Annotated in this window: 14 protein-coding genes; 13 read left to right on the top strand and 1 reads right to left on the bottom strand. The window is 66.8% G+C overall.

Going from position 1 to position 17,249, the window contains the following annotated elements:
- Nucleotides 1-24 precede the first annotated feature (24 nt).
- The 9 genes from KYX69_RS17680 to KYX69_RS17720 are packed head-to-tail and all read left to right on the top strand — an operon-like array spanning nucleotide 25 to nucleotide 10,202.
- Entirely contained in the window at nucleotides 25-906 is an 882-nt protein-coding gene (locus tag KYX69_RS17680; protein WP_300499613.1) for an FkbM family methyltransferase, read from the top strand.
- Nucleotides 903-1,676 (top strand): FkbM family methyltransferase, encoded by a 774-nt coding sequence (locus KYX69_RS17685; protein WP_300499614.1) that lies wholly within the window; start codon nucleotides 903-905, stop codon nucleotides 1,674-1,676. The genes KYX69_RS17680 and KYX69_RS17685 overlap by 4 nt, the downstream gene beginning before the upstream one ends.
- A complete protein-coding gene (locus tag KYX69_RS17690) occupies nucleotides 1,669-2,850 on the top strand; it encodes a glycosyltransferase family 4 protein (protein ID WP_300499616.1) in 1,182 nt (393 codons plus the stop codon). Before KYX69_RS17685 ends, KYX69_RS17690 begins: the two co-directional genes overlap by 8 nt.
- Complete coding sequence (locus KYX69_RS17695) at nucleotides 2,834-3,907, top strand: glycosyltransferase (protein WP_300499618.1); 1,074 nt, start codon at nucleotides 2,834-2,836, stop codon at nucleotides 3,905-3,907. The genes KYX69_RS17690 and KYX69_RS17695 overlap by 17 nt, the downstream gene beginning before the upstream one ends.
- On the top strand, nucleotides 3,904-5,259 hold the full coding sequence (locus KYX69_RS17700) for an oligosaccharide flippase family protein (protein ID WP_300499620.1): 1,356 nt from the start codon (nucleotides 3,904-3,906) through the stop codon (nucleotides 5,257-5,259). Before KYX69_RS17695 ends, KYX69_RS17700 begins: the two co-directional genes overlap by 4 nt.
- A gap of 40 nt (nucleotides 5,260-5,299) precedes the next feature.
- Nucleotides 5,300-7,222, top strand: coding sequence for an asparagine synthase (glutamine-hydrolyzing) (gene asnB, locus KYX69_RS17705; RefSeq protein ID WP_300499621.1), 1,923 nt, complete (start codon nucleotides 5,300-5,302; stop codon nucleotides 7,220-7,222).
- Between the two features lie 54 nt (nucleotides 7,223-7,276).
- Nucleotides 7,277-8,101 (top strand): FkbM family methyltransferase, encoded by an 825-nt coding sequence (locus KYX69_RS17710; RefSeq protein ID WP_300499624.1) that lies wholly within the window; start codon nucleotides 7,277-7,279, stop codon nucleotides 8,099-8,101.
- A 5-nt stretch (nucleotides 8,102-8,106) separates the two neighbouring features.
- A complete protein-coding gene (locus KYX69_RS17715) occupies nucleotides 8,107-8,967 on the top strand; it encodes an FkbM family methyltransferase (RefSeq protein ID WP_300499625.1) in 861 nt (286 codons plus the stop codon).
- Between the two features lie 8 nt (nucleotides 8,968-8,975).
- Nucleotides 8,976-10,202 (top strand): hypothetical protein, encoded by a 1,227-nt coding sequence (locus KYX69_RS17720; RefSeq protein WP_300499627.1) that lies wholly within the window; start codon nucleotides 8,976-8,978, stop codon nucleotides 10,200-10,202.
- 1 nt (nucleotide 10,203) lies between these two features.
- Here the strand turns inward: KYX69_RS17720 and KYX69_RS17725 are convergent, their stop codons facing one another.
- On the bottom strand, nucleotides 10,204-11,346 hold the full coding sequence (locus tag KYX69_RS17725) for a glycosyltransferase family 4 protein (RefSeq protein WP_300499628.1): 1,143 nt from the start codon (nucleotides 11,344-11,346) through the stop codon (nucleotides 10,204-10,206).
- A 139-nt stretch (nucleotides 11,347-11,485) separates the two neighbouring features.
- Here KYX69_RS17725 and KYX69_RS17730 point away from each other — a divergent pair, with 139 nt between their 5' ends.
- The 4 genes from KYX69_RS17730 (at nucleotide 11,486) to KYX69_RS17745 (ending at nucleotide 17,181) form a co-directional block, all read left to right on the top strand.
- The gene (locus tag KYX69_RS17730) at nucleotides 11,486-12,883 is read left to right on the top strand and encodes an O-antigen ligase family protein (RefSeq protein WP_300499632.1); all 1,398 of its coding nucleotides are present in this window, start codon (nucleotides 11,486-11,488) and stop codon (nucleotides 12,881-12,883) included.
- A gap of 82 nt (nucleotides 12,884-12,965) precedes the next feature.
- Nucleotides 12,966-13,643: a polysaccharide biosynthesis/export family protein gene (locus KYX69_RS17735; protein ID WP_300499635.1), complete on the top strand. Its 678-nt coding sequence runs from the start codon at nucleotides 12,966-12,968 to the stop codon at nucleotides 13,641-13,643.
- 14 nt (nucleotides 13,644-13,657) lie between these two features.
- Nucleotides 13,658-15,913 (top strand): polysaccharide biosynthesis tyrosine autokinase, encoded by a 2,256-nt coding sequence (locus KYX69_RS17740; RefSeq protein ID WP_300499637.1) that lies wholly within the window; start codon nucleotides 13,658-13,660, stop codon nucleotides 15,911-15,913.
- Nucleotides 15,914-15,924: 11 nt separating this feature from the next.
- Nucleotides 15,925-17,181, top strand: coding sequence for a hypothetical protein (locus KYX69_RS17745; protein WP_300499639.1), 1,257 nt, complete (start codon nucleotides 15,925-15,927; stop codon nucleotides 17,179-17,181).
- Nucleotides 17,182-17,249 lie beyond the last annotated feature (68 nt).

Consider the following 17,249-nt stretch of genomic DNA (forward strand, 5'->3'; position numbering starts at 1 on the left):
CGCCGAAGGTCAGGGGGACCAGCATTGACCGGAACGACACCCCAGGGCGAGCTGCACCCGGGCGTCGCCGCGCGCACCGTGCGTGCGCTACGCGGCCTGCGCCATTTGCGCGGCTGGGGCTCGCTGGCCAATCGCCTTGCCGGCCCGACGGGCAGTTTCCGCGTCGCCAATGACGGCGTGTGGGTCGAGGGCGAACTGAACTCCTTCGTCGAGCGTCAGGCCTATCTGTTCGGCGGTTATGAGCGCGACGAGATCGCCGCGTTCCTCTCGCGCATCCCGGCCAACCGCCGCCGCACGATCCTCGACATCGGGGCGAATGTCGGCACGCATGCGCTGCAATTTTCGCGCGTGTTCGGCCAGGTGCACAGCTTCGAACCGAACCCGCTGGTGTTCGGCCGGCTTCAGCGCAACCTCGCGCTGAACAGTGCCACCAACGTCACGCCGCACCAGCTCGGCCTCGGCGCGGAGCCGGGCAGCTTCCAGCTTTATTCGCCCGCTGGCGACAATGGCGGCCTCGGCACGCTCGTCACCACCGACCAGTATGACGCCCCGCTCGAAGCGGTCGCAACTGTGCAGGTCGAACAGGGCGACGCCCTTCTCGCCCGGCTGAATGTCGGTCCGGTCGACGCGATCAAATGCGACGTGCAGGGTTTCGAGATTTCCGTGCTGCAGGGCTTGCAGGAAACGATCCGCCGCGACCGTCCGGTACTGTGGATCGAACTAGGCGGCGGCGCGCGCATCGCCGCCGATGAAGCGGCGCAGATCGTCGCCCTAGTCCCCGAACGCTCGCGCTTCTACCGTATCGCCGGGGTCCGTCACGGCGTGACCCATGGCATCGCGCTGCACGAATCCGCGCCCGACGCGCTGATGGGAGGCGATTACGTGATCGTGCCGGAGCCCGCATGACCAGCCTTCGCACCCGCATCAACCGCATCGTCGGCCCGATCCTCGCCAACCGCATGACCGGCGTGATCGCCGCCAAGCTGCTGCGCGACCGCATCCCGCATCGCGGGCTGACCATCGATACCAGCGATCCCGTGGTGACGCCGGAGATCAAGGCGGCCCTGCTGCTCGGCGGCTATGAGAGCGGCGAATACCGGTTCGTCCAGCGCCACCTGCCGCGCGATATCGACGTGGTCGAGCTGGGCGGCAGCCTTGGCGTCATCAGCTGCACCACCCGCCGCGCCATCGCGCCGGAGCGTCGCATGGTGATCGTCGAGGCTGACCCGCGCCTCGCCCGCTCGCTGCGCCGCAACCTCGCGCTCAACGGGTGTGAGACCAACACCACCGTCGCCGAAGTCGCGATCAGCTATGGCGGCGGCGATACCGTCGCGTTCGCGATGGGCGAAAGCTCGGTCTCGGGCCGCATCGCCAGCGAAGCGCCGGACCTTAAGACCGTTCAGGTGCCCGCGCGGACCTTGTCGGGCCTGCTCGACGAACATGGCATCACCGATTTCGCGCTGATCAGCGATATCGAGGGGGTCGAGTGGCAGATCCTGCGCCACGACCTTGACGCACTCGCCCGCGCGCGGATCATCATCATGGAAACCCATGACAGCCGCGAGCATGGCACGCACCAACAGCTGGTCGCGACGCTGCTCGACAGCGGCCGCTTCCGCCTGATCGACAGCCATGGGCCGGTGGTGGCGCTCCAGCCGGTGAACGCACATGGCTAAGGCGCGGCTGGCGATCGTGGTCACCCACCCGATCCAGCATTTCGTCCCCTTTTACCGCGCGCTCGCCGCGCGCGACGACCTCGACGTCCACCTGATCTTCGGCGCGCCGGTCGGGGTTCAGGCCTATTTCGACGAGGAAATGAACGCCGAGATTTCCTGGAACATGGAAATGCTCGGCGGCTATTCGCACGAGTTCCTCGAAGACGCCCGCCCCGGCCAGCAGCCCAGCCCAAGCTGGCCGAGCAGCCCCGAGGTCGCCGAGCGGCTCGCGGCGTTCAAGCCCGACGCGGTGCTGCTCTATGGCTATAATCAGGCCAATGTGCGGCGCGCCTTATGGTGGTGCGGGCGAAACCGCGTGCCGGCGATGATCATCTCCGACAGCGAATTGCTGCAGGAGCGCGGCGGGATCAAGCAGGCGGTCAAGGCGCTGCTCGTGCGCCTCGTCTATTCGCGCATCTCTGCCTTCCTCTCGGTCGGCGACCGCAACGAGGACTATTACCGGCATTTCGGCGCGCCCGCCGATCGCATCTTCCGGTCGCCCTTCACCATCGACGAAGAAACCTACCGCGCCGCCCGCGCCAACCGCGCCGCGCTGCGGGCGCAGGTCCGTGCCGAGTTCGGCATTCCCGAGGACGAGATGCTGGCGCTGTTCGTCGGCAAGCTGTCGGCACGCAAACGGCCACAGGATTTGATCGACGCGCTCACCCGCTTCCATGCGGGGCACGGCATCGGCGCGCTGTTCGCCGGCAATGGCGAGTTGTTCGAGGAACTGAAGGCGCGCGCCGCTGCCGAAAACCTGCCCGCGCGCTTTGCCGGGTTCGTCAATGTCGATCGCCTGCCCGCACTTTACGCCGCCGCCGATGTGCTGGTGCACCCGTCGCAGGCCGATCCGCACCCGCTGATCACGTCCGAGGGCGCGTGCATGGGCCTGCCGATGATCTATAGCGACCGGATCGGCGCGGTCGGGCCGACAGACATTGCGCGTGAGGGCGAGAACGTCATCGTCTATCCCTGCGGCGATACCGCCGCGCTGGCCGAGGCGCTGGCGATCCTCGCCGCCGATCCGGACCAGCGCGCGGCAATGGCAAAGCGCTCGATCGAGATTTTCGACGAACTCGACATGCGCCGCAGCGTGGGCGGCGTGATGGCCGCACTTGATGCCGTCCGCCGCTGATCCCCGCCACCCGATCCGCGCCGTCATGGCGACGGAGTTCTGGCACGGATCGACCGGCCGCGCGCTGGCGCAGGGGCTGCGCGGCGCTGGCTGGGATGTCGCCGAGGTCGATCTGGGGTCCTATCTCGGGCGCGCCCACGGCCTGATCCATCGCATCGCCAACCGCCTGCTCACCGGCCACGGCATCGCCGCCTATAACCGCGAGATTCTCGACCATGCCGCGCGGGTCGAGGCCGAGGTGCTGGTCACCGTCAAGGGCAGCTATATCAGCGCGGAGACGCTCGCGACGCTGCAGGCGCGCGGGGTGCGGACGGTGAATTTTTACCCGGATGTGGCGTATAACCATGCCGGCTCGTCGCCCGAGGCCTATGCCCGCTACGACCAGATCGTGACGACCAAGAGCTACCATCTCGACCATCTGCGCGAGACCTATGGCGCGGAGCGGACCGGCTTCGTCCATCACGGCTATGCGCCGTTGGTCCATTCTCGGCGGCATGGCGACAACGTCCCCTATCGCTGGGACATTTCGCACATCGGCAATTTCTCGCCCTACAAGTTCGAGTATATGCTGGCGGTCGCGCGCGCCTTTCCCGACCGCAGCATCGCGGTGATCGGCAATGGCTGGGCTGGTCCGGCACAGGGAACCGAGCTTGAGCGCCATATCCTCGGCTACCCGCTGGTCGGCGACTATTTCGCCCGCGCGATCGAGGAAAGCCGCATCAACGTCGCGATGCATCACGGTCCGGTCCCGCCCGACGGGTGGCAGGACGTGACCTCGACCCGCACCTTCGAGATTCCGGCCTCGGGCGGCTTCATGCTGCATATCGACAATGACGAGGTGCGGTCGCTGTTCGTCCCCGGCGAAGAAATCGACGTGTTCGCCGACGCCGCGTCCTTGTGCGCGCGGATCGGGCACTACCTGAAGCATGACGATGACCGCCGCCGGATCGCCTTGGCGGGTCACGCACGCTGCGTTCCGGCCTACAGCCTCGACGCGCGCGCTGCGGAGCTCGCGGCACTGCTCAGCGCACGCGGCGTCGTGCGGGGCGCGCCATGAGCCGCATCGCGTGGCTGCGCGCGCGGCTCACGCCCTCCTATCTGCTCGGGGCCAGCCCGGTTGCGACCTGGCTGCGCGGCGCAGGGTGGATCTTCGGATCGTCGATGGTCGAGCGTGCGGCCGCCCTCGTCCAGACCATATTGATCGCCCGTGCGATCGGTGCCGACGATTATGGCCGTTACGCGCTGCTGCTCAGCACCATCGCTCTCGCCTCCCCCATCGCTTCGCTGCAATTGCCCTATTCGGTCATCTCGATCGTCTCGCGCTTTTCGGAGCGCGACCCCGAGCGGGCGGGGGCAGTGATGCTGCTCGCCGACCGGCTGACCTGGGGCCTCACCCTCGCCTTCCTCGCGCTGTGCCTGCTCTGGCCTTCGGGGTTGTCCAGCTGGCTGCTCGGCGAGGGGCAGCATGGCTGGGCGGTGATCTTCAGTGGCGTGATCCTGCTCACCTCGGTGCAGGCGGGGCTCAGCGACGCGCTGCTGCAGGCGAAGCAGGAGTTTCGCGTGCTCGCGCTCGCCCGGTCATGGACCGCTGCAGCAGCCTTCGCGTTGCTCGTCCCCGTCGCCTTGTTCGCGCCCAGCCTCAACTATGTGATGGCGGCGGTCGCGGCCGCGAACGTGCTGCGCCTGCTCGCCGTAGCGATCCCCGCCCGCAGCCACCGCCGCACCCTGCGCACCGGCGTCCATATGCGCCCCGCCTTGGCCCATGCCAGCGTGATCTTTGCCTTCTCGGTCCCCAGCGGACTGCTGTCGGTGGTTCAGGGTGGCGCGGCGTGGCTCGGCAATTATGTGCTGTCGCGCTCGCCCGCCGGGTTCACCGACCTCGCGATCATCAACACCGGGGTGCAGTGGCGGCTGCCGGTACTGATGGTGATGGGGTCGCTCGCCTCGGCGATCCTGCCGATGCTGGGCGCGTCGATCGGCAAGGCGAAGCATGGCGAGGTGCAACGGCTGCAGCGCTACAATATGGTCGTCAATCTCGGCCTCGCGACATTGTTCAGCGGCGTGGTGATCGCCGCTGCGCCGCTGATCCTCGCGGTCTATGGCGAGAGCTTCCGGGGGAACAGCTATCTCTTCGCGCTGATCGTCATCGCGCTGATCCCGACCGTCTATTGCAATGTGCACCAGCAATTGCTGGTCGCGCGCGGGACGATGTGGACCCAGCTGTGGCTGTTCGCGCCCTATGGGCTAGTCGTGGTCGGCGGCACCTGGTGGTACGCGGCCAACCTTACCGGCGAAATTCTGGCCTATATCCAACTCGCTGGTTGGGTGGTAACGGCCATCGCGATCGGGATCTGGGTCCGAATCGACCGGCGCGCGCCGGTGGAATCGCCGGGCACACCATCAGTTTGAGGCAGCTCTAGCGCCTTGCCGCCTTTGGGGAACGGGAAGCATGTGCGGAATTCTGGGTTGGGTCGGCAAGCGGCCGCTGGAGGTCGAGCGGTATCGCGCCGCGCTCGACACGATTGCGCATCGCGGGCCTGACGGCGCGGGCGACTGGAGCGATGCGGAGGCGGGCGTGTGGTTCGGCCATCGCCGCCTGTCGATCATCGACCTGAGCCATGCCGGCGATCAGCCGATGCACTCGGCGGATGGCCGCTATGTCATGATCTTCAACGGCGAGATCTATAATTATGTCGAGCTGCGGCAGGAACTGAGCGCGCTCGGCGCCAGCTTTACCTCGCACAGCGACAGCGAAGCGATCATCGAGGGGTATCGCGTCTGGGGCCGCAAGGTCGTGGACAAGCTGAACGGCATGTTCGCGTTCATGATCCTCGACCGCACGACGCGCACGATGTTCGGCGCGCGCGACCGCTATGGCGAAAAGCCGCTGCTGTTCGCGCGCGGCGACGGGTTCATCGCGTTCGGGTCGGAATATAAGGCGCTGCTCAGCCTGCCCGGCATCGGGCGGGGGTATGACGATTTCCGCGTGCTGCGCGCGGCGGTGAACCCGAGCAAAGGCCTCGACGCCGATCCGCAGACGGCGTTCGATGCGATCGAACAATTGCTGCCGGGCGAGGCGATCGCCTTCGACCTCCAGCGACTCGAACCCGAAATCTGGCGCTATTACGCGCCGCGCTACGACGCCAGCCGCGCGAAGGCGAAGGACGCCGACGTTTTCGCCGAATTCCGCGAGCTGCTGACCGATTCGGTGCGCATCCGCCTGCGCAGCGACGTGCCGGTGGGGTCGTGCCTGTCGGGCGGGCTCGATTCGAGCGCGATCGTGTGCATCGCGCGCCAGCTGGTCGGCGACGATGCCGAATACAACACCTTCACCGGCCATTTCCCCGGCACCCCGGCGGACGAATATCATTTCGCCAAGGTCGTGATCGACGCGACCAACGTGAAGAGCCATCTGGTCGAGCCGACGGTCGACCGACTGATCGACGACCTGCCCGATTTCATCTGGCACAACGAACTGCCGACCGGCGGGTCGAGCCAGTTCGCGCAGTGGTGCGTGTTCCACCTCGCCAAGCAGCACAATGTCACCGTGCTGCTCGACGGCCAAGGGTCGGACGAGCTGCTCGGCGGGTACGAGACCTATTTCGCGCTCTATCTCGACAGCCTGCGCGAGACCGGCGACCGCGCACGGCTCGATGCGGAGATGCCGCAGATCGAGGCGCGCTATCCCGGCGTGCTCACCCCGCCGTCGCGCGCGCTGCGCGACCGCCTGCCCTTCCGCCTGCGCCACATGCTCGCCAACCGCATGGGCAAGGGGTCGAGCGTGCTCTACGCCATCGAGCCCGGCATTGCGCAGAAGATCATGGCGCAGGACGCGCGCACGCGGCAGGACCAGTTCCACCCGCTTGCCAGCGCGCTGGCGGAGGATAGTTTCGGCGGCTTCCTGACCACCCTACTGCGCTATGGCGACCGCAATTCGATGGCGCATTCGCGCGAGGTGCGCCTGCCCTTCTGCGACCATCGCCTTGCCGATTTCGCGCTGTCGCTCCCGCCGCATCTGCTGATGGGCGAGGTGCAGACCAAGCGTGTGCTGCGCGAAAGCATGCGCGGCGTGCTGCCCGAGGATATCCGCGCGCGCTGGCGCAAACAGGGGTTCAACCCGCCACAGGATCTGTGGTTCAAGTCGCCCCGGCTGCAGACCATGGTCCGCGACCTGTTCGCGTCGCAAAGCTTCCGCCAGTCGCCCTATTGGCAGGCCGGCTACTGGAACCGCATCCTCGACCGCGCTGTCGCGGGTGAGGCGGGTCTGGGCTGGATCCTGTGGCAGCCGTTCATCATCGAAAGCTGGCGCCGGGAGTTCTTCGGACGGCTCGACAGCGCCGCACCCGCTTCACCCCTTCGCACGGCTGCGTAACCCAAGCCGTTCTCCGCCGCGTTTCCACCCCTCGCAGACCGCAAGGTTCTCTTCATGCTGAATGCCAAATCGCGCCATTATCTGCTCCAGCGCATCTTCTGGAACCCGGTCGGCGCGCGCTTTGCCCGCGCCTTCATCCGGTTCAGCCGCAAGTTCGACGTGGTCGTCCGCAATTACTCGCTGAATGGCGAGACCAATGGCGAGCGCTGGCTGCTGACGCTGATGGACGAAACGCCGACGATCATCGACGTGGGCTTCCATGACGGTGCCTCGACCGCCGAGATGCTGAAGGCGCGTCCGCAGGGCAAGGTCGTCGGCTCCGACCCCTCGCGCTTCGCCGCCGAGCGCTATGCCGCCGATTTCGCGCAGGACAGTCGCGTGACCTTCGTCAATCAGGGCCTCGCCGCCGAGCCGGGCGAGCTCGAGTTCCACGATTACGAAAACATGTGCAACAGCCTCGCCCCGCGCAAGGAGCTGCCGGGCGAAGTGCCGACCACCTACAAGGTACCGATAACCACGCTCGACAGCTGGTGCGCGGAAAACGGGATCGACCACGTCAACTTCATGAAGGTCGATGCCGAGGGTTACGACCTCCACGTCCTCGAAGGCGCCAAGCAGCTGCTGGAAAACCAGAAGATCGACATCTTCATGTTCGAATTCGCCAGCGGCTGGACCGCGTCGAAGCGTTATCTGTGGGAAGTCGACGAGTATTTCGCGCCGCTCCCGTACAAGCTCTATCATCTGTTCAACGGCTTCCTGACGCCGCTGACCTATGAGGTCGAACGCGATTCCTGCACGACGCGCTACGCCATGTATGTCGGCGTCAGCGACACACGGATGGCGCGCGGCGACATCCCCGTGCGCGACTACGGGCTCTGATCGTCATGGCTCTCGAACACGCCGTCATCGCCCTTGCCACCGCACTCCCGCGCGGCGGGCACAGCCTGATCAAGCTGCTGCGCCCGGTGCTGCCGGGCCTGCGCCACTATCCGGCCAAGCTCAAGTCGAGCAGCATGACGCTGCGCGGCGATCTCGGGCTCAACGTCTTCTACCCGCTCGCGGTCCACGGCTATTACACCCATCAGACCGTCGAGGATGACGTCATCGCTTATGTCGCCCGCGACGCGCGGGTGATCGCCGATGTCGGCGGCAATATCGGATATATCACCGCGCTGATGGCCAGCGCAGCGCCGAGCGCGAAGATCGTCGCGTTCGAACCGCTTCCGCTCTGCCAGCCCTATCTGGCGCAGGTCGCGGCGCATTATCCCGGCGTGTCGGTGGTCGCCAAGGCGGTCGGGGCCGAGCCCGGCACCGCCGAATTCAGCCTGCGCGCGCAGGTCGATCGCTCGTCCTTCTCGGGCAGCGGTGACACCAATGCCGAGCTGCTGCAGGTGCCCGTCACCACGCTCGACATCGAGCTGGCGGGGCAGGATGTCGACCTGATCAAGATCGACGTCGAAGGGTTCGAGGATGTGGTCCTTGCCGGCGCACATGAAACGGTCGCGCGCTGTCGCCCGTTCGTGGTGTTCGAGGCCTATGAACTCGATGTGCTGCGCCGCGTCCTCGCCTTTTTCGACAAGGTCGGTGGCGACTATGCGATCTACCGCATCGCCGAGAATGGCGCGCTGCGCCTGCTCGCCGACCATGAACGGCAGGATGACGAGACCTGCAACTTCGTCGCCTGGCCGCCGCACCGCCCGTTGCCGGAGGGCCTGCGCGTCCCCGCCAGCTACAAGCGACCCTGAGCCAAGCCATGCGTTGCGTGTTCGTGTCCGACATGTCCCCGGCCTTGGGACATGTCTATGGCCTGCGGGTGATCTCGCTCGCCCGCGCGATGGCGGTGCGGGGGCATCAGATTTTGGTGATCGCGCCGGTTGCCGATCCTACCTCGCCCGGCGAGACTGCGCAGTCGATCGCCGACAAGATCGCCGCGCATGACTGGGCGACCCCGCTGCTGCTCGAACTCGCCCCGCGCGACTATCCACTGCTGCGCCTGCAGCGTTCGCAGAGCGCACCCGGCCTGCTCCGCCGCCTCGCTACTGCCTGGCTCATCGCGGTCGAGGGCGGGGTGCATGGCGACTGGGTCGCCGCCGCGCGTGCGGCACATGGCCCGATCCTCAAAGCGTTCAAGGCCGACATCGTCTGGGCCAATTTCGGCAATCTGAGCAATCTGGTGGTCGGCCAGCAACTGGCGCGTGCCGCAGGCGTGCCGTGGACGATCGACTTCAAGGACAATTTCGCCAACTATGTCCCCGGCGGGCTGCACGGCGTGCTGCAACGCCGCTTCGCCGATGCCGCTGCGTTCACCAGCAATGCCGAGTTGCACGCCGGGATCGCCGCGCGCTGGTTCAGCCAGCCGCACGAGGTAATCTACTCCAGCATCGCCCCATCGATGGTCGCCGCACCCGACAGCCGCCCGCGCCGCGACAAGTTCCTCGTGACGCTGATCGGCAGCACCTATGCCGACGACTTCCTCGAACGCTTCATGTCCGGCTTTGCGGCGTGGGTGAAGGCGGGCGGGGCCGAGCGACGCCACGCCACGCTGTTCCACTATGCCGGGGCCGCCGAGACCAATGTGCGCGCTGCAATCGGCAAAGCCGGGCTGGACTGTGTGGCGAGCGTCGAGCGCAACGTGCCGCACGACCGGCTGGCGAAGCTGTGCCATGATGCGGCGGTCAATTGCTATATCTGGGCGACCTTCGGCTTCCACCACAAGGCGCTGGAGCTAATGGCGTGCCGCCGCCCGCTGATCACCTTCCCCGGCGAGCATCCCGAAACCTTCGTGCTCGCCGAGCGTGTGAAGGGCGACCTGCGCACCTGCACCGACGCGGCGCAGCTAACCGCGACGCTGGACGCGGTGTGGGATGCATGGAAGGCAGACGCAATCCCCGCCACCGATCCGGACCTGTCCTCGGTTACGTGGGACGCGGGCGCTGGGCAGCTCGAACAGGTCTTCGCGACAGCAATCGCGGGGCGCTGAGCTATTTTACCAGCCGGGTGAGCAAGTCGGAGATGCGCTGGCGGTAGGCCGGCAACCCGAAATAATCGAGCCCCTCCGGCACCCCCTTGGGCTGGTCGAGCGCGCGCAGCACCGCCGCCTTGAGCCCGGCGCGGTCAGCCGGATCGACCACTTGCCCCAATTCCCCCTCACGCACCGCCTCGCGCCCGCCGTCGAGGTCGCTCGCCACGGTGGGAATCCCGCACGCCATCGCCTCAAGGAACACGAACCCGAACCCCTCGCCGGTGCTCGGCATCGCATAGACATCCGCCAGCCGGTAGGTCGCGACCTTCTCCGCCTCCGGCACCATCCCGGCGAACACGACGCGATCCGCCACGCCCAGCGCGGCCGCCTTCGCCTCCAGCCGCGCGCGATCCTCGCCCTTTCCGGCGATCAGATAGGTGATGTCAGGTGCGAGGTCGGGCAGCAGTTCGATGATCTCGTCGAACCCCTTGTAGCGCTCCGCCGGGTCCAGCCGCCCCAGTGTCAGGATCACCCGCTTGCCCGCCAGGCCATAGCGCGCCTCCAGCGCCGGATCGCGCGGCCCCGGGGCATAGCCCGCAAAGTCCATCGCATTGGGAATCACCACGCACCGCGCCGGATCGACCGGGCACCAGCTGCGGAACCGCCCCAGCGTCAGCGCGCTCACGCTCACAATGGCATCGGCGCGCAGCCCGGAGAAACGCCGCCGCGGCGTCGCTGCGGCGGGCCAGGCATCGATGCCATGCAGGCACAGTGCCCAGCGCGCGCGGCTCAGCTTGGCCGCTGCCCACGCCACGGGGGCGAGGTTGATATGCGGTACTATCACCGCGTCGAATCGGCCGGTCAGCACATGGCGCAGCACCGCACGCAGATAGGCGCCCCGCCCGCTCAACCCGCTCAGATCATAGGTCAGCTTGGCGGGTAGCGACCCGATCTCGCCATCGGCAATCCGCGGTGGGCAGACGATTTCGCCGACGCGATCATCGGCATCCAGCGCCTCGATCAGATTGCGGCTGAACAATGCGATCCCGCCATGCCCGCCATAGGCATCGGTCGCGAGATACAGGACGCGCAGTCCGTGGCGCGGGCGATCGACCAAGTTCAGCTCCTTTGCGATCCCGGCCCGCGCGTGGCCCTTCTCCACGCGACCTAACCCGCTTGCGGTGAATTGCAAGCGCCGGACCGGGCGCGCGCTTGGCAAGGCGGATGGCGGCCGTTAAGGACCGCGCTGCGCCGTCGAACAAGGGGGATGCGGGCTTTTGTTCAGTACCAGTCGACCAGGCATGCTCTATGCTGCGCTGGCCGTCCTTGTCGCGGCGATCCTGTTCGGCGGAGCGTCGCGGATCGAGACGGGGGGTGCCTTCCTCACCCGGCTGGTCACGCTCGGCGCATTTGTCTGGCTGGTGTGGCAGCGGGGATCGACCGCAATCCGGATCGAGCGTCCGGCGGCGCTGATCTGGTTCGCGCTCATCGCACTGGTGCTGGTCCAGCTGATCCCCCTGCCCTACTCCGTCTGGACCGCGCTGCCGGGCCGCGACCTTGCAAAAGCGGCGGTCGATCTGGTCGGCGAACAGCCCTGGGGCGCGATCAGCCTGACCCCGATGCGGACGCTCGACACGCTGCTGATGCTGCTCGGCGCCTTCGTCGCCTATGTCATCGGGGCTCAGCTCGACGCATCCGGGCGCACCATCCTGCTCAACGCCGTGCTCGGGCTGATGATCGTCAGTGCCCTGCTCGCCCTCGCCCAGGTCGGATCGGGGTCGCAGAGCCCGCTTTATTTCTACGCGATCACCAACCGCGATGCCGGGGTCGGTTTCTTCTCGAACGCCAATCATCTCGCCAATTTCCTCAGCGGCGGGATCGTGCTGGTCGGATGGTGGCTGGCCCAGCGCGCCTCCGACCGGCGCGCGCCGTCAACCGGTGAGCTGTTCACGGCGGGCCTCACCGTCCTGCTGTTCCTCGCGGCGATCTTCACCACCACGTCGCGCGCGGGAACGGTGTTCGCGCTGGTCGCGCTGGGCTTTGCCTTCACCCTGCTGCCGCTGCGCCAGCTCGGGGTCAGCCGCCGCCTGGCGTTTGCCGGGGCTGGCGTCGGGTTCGCCGTCGGCGCCACCGTCGTCGCGCTGTTGCTGACCGGCGTACTGGGTAGCGGCGCGTTCACCTTTACCGGCGGCGAATCGGAACGCGTCGCTCTGGTCCCGCAATTGCTGGGCATTGCGCGCGATTTCCTGCCGTTCGGCACCGGAGTTGGCAGCTTCGACCAGATTTATCGCAGCTATGAGACGCGCGACGGCCTGCAATTCGCCTATCTCAACCAGGCGCATAACGAATATCTTCAGATCCTGATCGAATTCGGCATCTTTGGCGTCGCCGCACTCGTCGCCGGGCTGATCTGGTATGCCCGACGGGCGTGGCAGGCGTTTCGGGTCGAGCCCGAAAGCCGCACTGTCAACCGGCAGCAGCGCGCCGCCGCCATGGTCATCGTCTTTGTCGTCGTGCATTCGGCGGGCGATTATCCGCTGCGCACCGATGGCTTTGCCGTGTATTTCGCCCTGCTCTGCGCCCTGCTGACCCCGCCCATCACCGTCGCGCGACGCAACGGCGGGCGGATCGGGCGGGCGTCGGGGCCACGTATCGACAACATGAACCCGGGGCTTTCCTATTCGTCATCCCACCCCTAAAGATGGGCGCCGCAGGGGTATGCGGCGCGCAGCTCGACACCATTTGATGGAGGCCGTTATCAACGCCCGGTTCCTTACCCTCATGACGCTGGGGTGTGCCCTTTCGGCATGCGCGGCAAAGCCCAATTTCAAGCCCGAACTGGCCACGACGGCGCAGGTTGCCGAGGGGCTTCCGGCGCCCAGCGCCAGCGACACGTCGCCGCGCCAGCGTGCACCACGGATCGGCGCCTTCGACAAGCTGACCGTCAGCGTGTTCGGGGTGCCCGAGCTGACCACATCGGGGTCGGTCGATGCCAGCGGCACGTTCAACCTTCCGCTGGTCGGCACCGTTCCGGTCGAAGGCATGACGTCGAACGAACTGGCCGCCGATTTGCGTCAGCGCTACGCCCGCTATGTCCGCGATCCGCAGGTCAATGTCGTGATCGACCAGGCAGTGAGCCAGCAGGTGACGATCGACGGTGCGGTCGCGCGCCCCGGCGTCTATCAGGTGTCGGGTGAAACCACCCTGATGCGCGCCATCGCCATTTCGGGCGGCCTGACCGAAGACGCGCTGAAGCGCGAGGTGCTGGTCTTCCGCACGGTGCAGGGCAAACGCATGGTCGCGCGCTTCGACATGAACGAAATCCGTGGTGCACGCGCAGAGGATCCCGCTGTGTTCGGCAACGACGTGATCGTGGTGGGCAACAATGCCAACCGTGGGCTGTTCCGTGACGCCATCCAGGCCGCGCCGCTGCTCAGCCTCTTCTATCTTCTCCGTTAAGGGTCCGACCTTCCATGAACGACGTCACAGCGCAGCCCCGCCCGCCGGAAGGGCGCCAGCCTGGTGCGAACGGAAATTCGGCCGACCCGATGCTGAACGCCCTGGTTCAGGACGAGCGGCGCGAAAGCCCGCTGACCTATTATCTTCAGGTGCTGCTGCGTCGCCGCTGGTTCATCGTCGCGACGGTCCTGCTGTCGATCGCGCTGGCGGCCTATATCAATGCGACCACGGTACGCCTCTACCGCTCGACCGGAACGATCGAAATCGCGCGTGAAGCGGCGCGGGTGATCGACGCCGATGATGGCTCGGCCAAGCCAGCCTTTTACTCGCAGGAATTCTACCAGACCCAATATGGTCTGTTGAAGAGCCGCGCGCTGGCCGAAATGGTCGTGCGCAAGCTCAACCTCGCGAATAATCCGACCTTCATGTACGGCTATTCGGGCCGCGAGCCCGGCGAGCAGCCGCGCGTGCTAGGCGCGGAGCAGCGCAAGAATCTCGAACGCGCCGCCGCCGGCATGCTGATGGCCAATCTGACGATCGAACCGACGCGTTCGTCCAGCCTGGTGTCGATCAGCTTCGACAGCCCCGATCCCCAGCTGTCCGCACGCATCGTCAACACCCTGTCCGAATCGTTCATCGAACAGAATCTCGCGCGCCGCTTCGCTGCGTCGAGCTATGCGCGCAAATATCTTGAGGACCGCATCGCCCAGACCCGCGCGCGGCTGGAGGAATCCGAGCGCAAGATCGTCGATTATGCGAGCGATCAGCGGATCATCACGGTGGATACGCCGCAGCAGAAGGAAGGCGGCGGCACGGCGGCTGCGCCAAGCCTGGTCGGGATCGAGCTCGGCGCGCTCAGCTCGGCGCTGACCACCGCCAAGGCCGACCGCGTCGCTGCCGAAGCGCGCTATAACGAAGCGCGCCAGAGCGGCCCGCTCGCTGCGTCCGAAGGGCTGACCGACAACACCATCACCGCGCTGCGCGGCCAGCGTGCCGAGCTGATGGGCGAATATTCCAAGCTGCTCGCGCGGTTCGAGCCGGAATATCCCGCCGCCGTCGCGCTCAAGCGCCAGATCGACGAAATCGACCGCCAGTTGCGCACCCAGGGCGGCAACGTGCTGGCATCGCTGCGTTCGAATTACGAAGCGGCGGCCGCGCGTGAAGCGCAGCTGCAGGCGCAGGTGGACGGGCTCAAGGACGGCGTGATCGACCTGCGCCGCCGCTCGATCCAGTATAATATCTACCAGCGCGACGCTGACACCAACCGCTCGCTCTATGACGCTCTGCTCCAGCGCTACAAGGAAATCGGCGTTGCCGGCGGGGTCGGCACCAACAACGTGTCGATCGTCGACAGCGCGATGCCGTCCTACGGTCCGATCAAGCCGCGCACGACGATGAACCTGTTGCTGGCAACGATGCTCGGCCTGTTCCTCGGTGCGGCGCTCGCCTTCCTCGTCGAACAGCTTGATCAGTCGATCATGGCGCCCGACGATCTGGAGTGGAAGCTCGGGATCCCGCTGCTCGGCAGCATCCCGCGCCTGCCCGAGACGGAGAACCTGCTGGAGGCTCTGGAGGACCGCCGCACGCCGCTGGCCGAATCCTACCTCTCGCTGTTCACCGCGCTGCGCTTCACCACCAGCCATGGCGCACCGCGCGTGATCTTCATGACCAGCTCGCGCGCGGCGGAAGGCAAGTCGACCAGCTCGGTCGCGCTCGCCCGCAACTTCGCGCAGCTGGGCAAGAAGGTGCTGCTGATCGATGCCGACATGCGCGACCCGTCGATCCATCACATGCTCAAGCTGACCAACAGCGGCGGCCTGACCAACGTGCTGGCCGGCGCCGATGATCTGCAGCGCTTCATCCAGAAAGGCCCGCACGAGAAGATGGCGGTGATGACCGCCGGCCCGATCCCGCCCAACCCGGCGGAACTGCTTGCCGGGCCGAACCTGCCGCTGGCGTTCGAGACGCTGCTCAAGAGCTTCGACCATATCGTGATCGACGGTCCGCCGGTTCTGGGCCTCGCCGACGCGCCGCTGATCGCCAACTATGCCGAAGCGACGGTGTTCGTGATCGCGTCGAAGCAGACCCGGACCAAGGTGGTGCGCGTGTCGCTGCGCCGTCTGGCCGACGTCAATGCGCGGATCGTCGGCGCGGTGCTCACCAAGTTCGACGCCAAGACGTCGGGCTACAGCTACGCCTATAGCTATGAATATGGCGACCGCCGCGGCCGGCAGAGCAAATCGCTGGCGCGCCGCATCCTGCGCGGCTGAACGGACCTGCGATGACCCCGATCGGAACGAAGCCGGTGCAGCTGCCCACCGGCAGCTGGCCGGCGCGGATCGCGGCGATCGTGATCGCCCTGATCTTCATCGGCCTGCTGTTCCAGTCGCGGGTCGGGTTCGTGCTGGCACGGGTGCAGCCCGACGCGGCGCTCGCGGTCGCGCCGGGCAACCCCGAAGCGCTGCGGGCCAAGATCGAATATCAGCTGATGCGCGCCAAGCGCGAGGATCAGGCGGCACTGACCGATCTCAGCCGCCGCGCGTTGCGCGCCGAACCCTATAACCCGGCCGCGCTCCGCACGCTCGGCCTGTTCGCCGCGTTCGAGAAGAAGGAGGCCCAGGCCGACGCGCTGTTCAGCACGGCCGCCAAATTCTCGCTGCGCGACCTGTTCACCCATGCCTGGCTGTTCGAGAACCGCCTCGCCACCGGCCGCTACACCGAAGCTTTTTCCGAGGCCGACATCCTGCTGCGCCAGCGTTCGACGAACTGGGACGTGGTCATCCCGCTGCTCGCCCAGCGGATCAAGGACCCGCGCGTGATCGAACCGATGGCCCGGATGCTGGCGACCAACCCCAGCTGGCGCGGGGCGCTGCTGCTCGAACTGGCCAATCCGAAAGTCGATCTTGAGTCCGGCCATGCCCTGCTCGCCCGCCTCGCCGCGCTGGGCAGTCCGCCGACGACGACCGAAGCGACCCCCTATTTCCAGCGCGCTTCGGCTGAGACACGGCTGCCCTTGCTTCACCGCCGCTGGATGCAGATGCTGCCCCGCGCGACCCGGATCAAGGCGGGCGGATTGCTGCGCGACGGCGATTTCACCGGGCTCGATGTGCCGCCGCCCTTTGGCTGGCGCTACTTCGCCGACGGCGGGGTGATCGTTGAGCCGGGGGAGAGCCTGATCCCCGGCCAGGGCCGATCGCTCTATATCTCCTATCCCGGCGACCAACAGGTGACCTTTGCCGAGCAGCAGCTGGTACTGCCCGCCGGTCGCTATCGCTTCGCCGGACGCGCCACCACCGATGCCGAGGTTGCAGCCGGGCAGGTCCACTGGACCCTGCGCTGCGGGCGCGGCAATCAGGAACGCGAGATTGCGAAACAGCCGCTGTCGCCGGGTGTCGATCGCCCGCACCGCTTTGCCCTCGCCTTCGACGTGCCCGCCGGGTGCGTCGGACCCAAGCTCAGTCTGATCGGCGCCAAGAGCGACACGCTGGAAAGCGCCAATCTGTGGGTCGATGCGCTGACCATCGCGCCGATTTCGTAACCGACCCGCAACAGGATCGCCCTACCCGCGCCGAATAACACTTGCCTCGAAATTGCTGATCTGAAAGG

Origin of the sequence: Sphingomonas sp. (assembly GCF_030145815.1) — a bacterium.
GTDB lineage: Bacteria > Pseudomonadota > Alphaproteobacteria > Sphingomonadales > Sphingomonadaceae > Sphingomonas.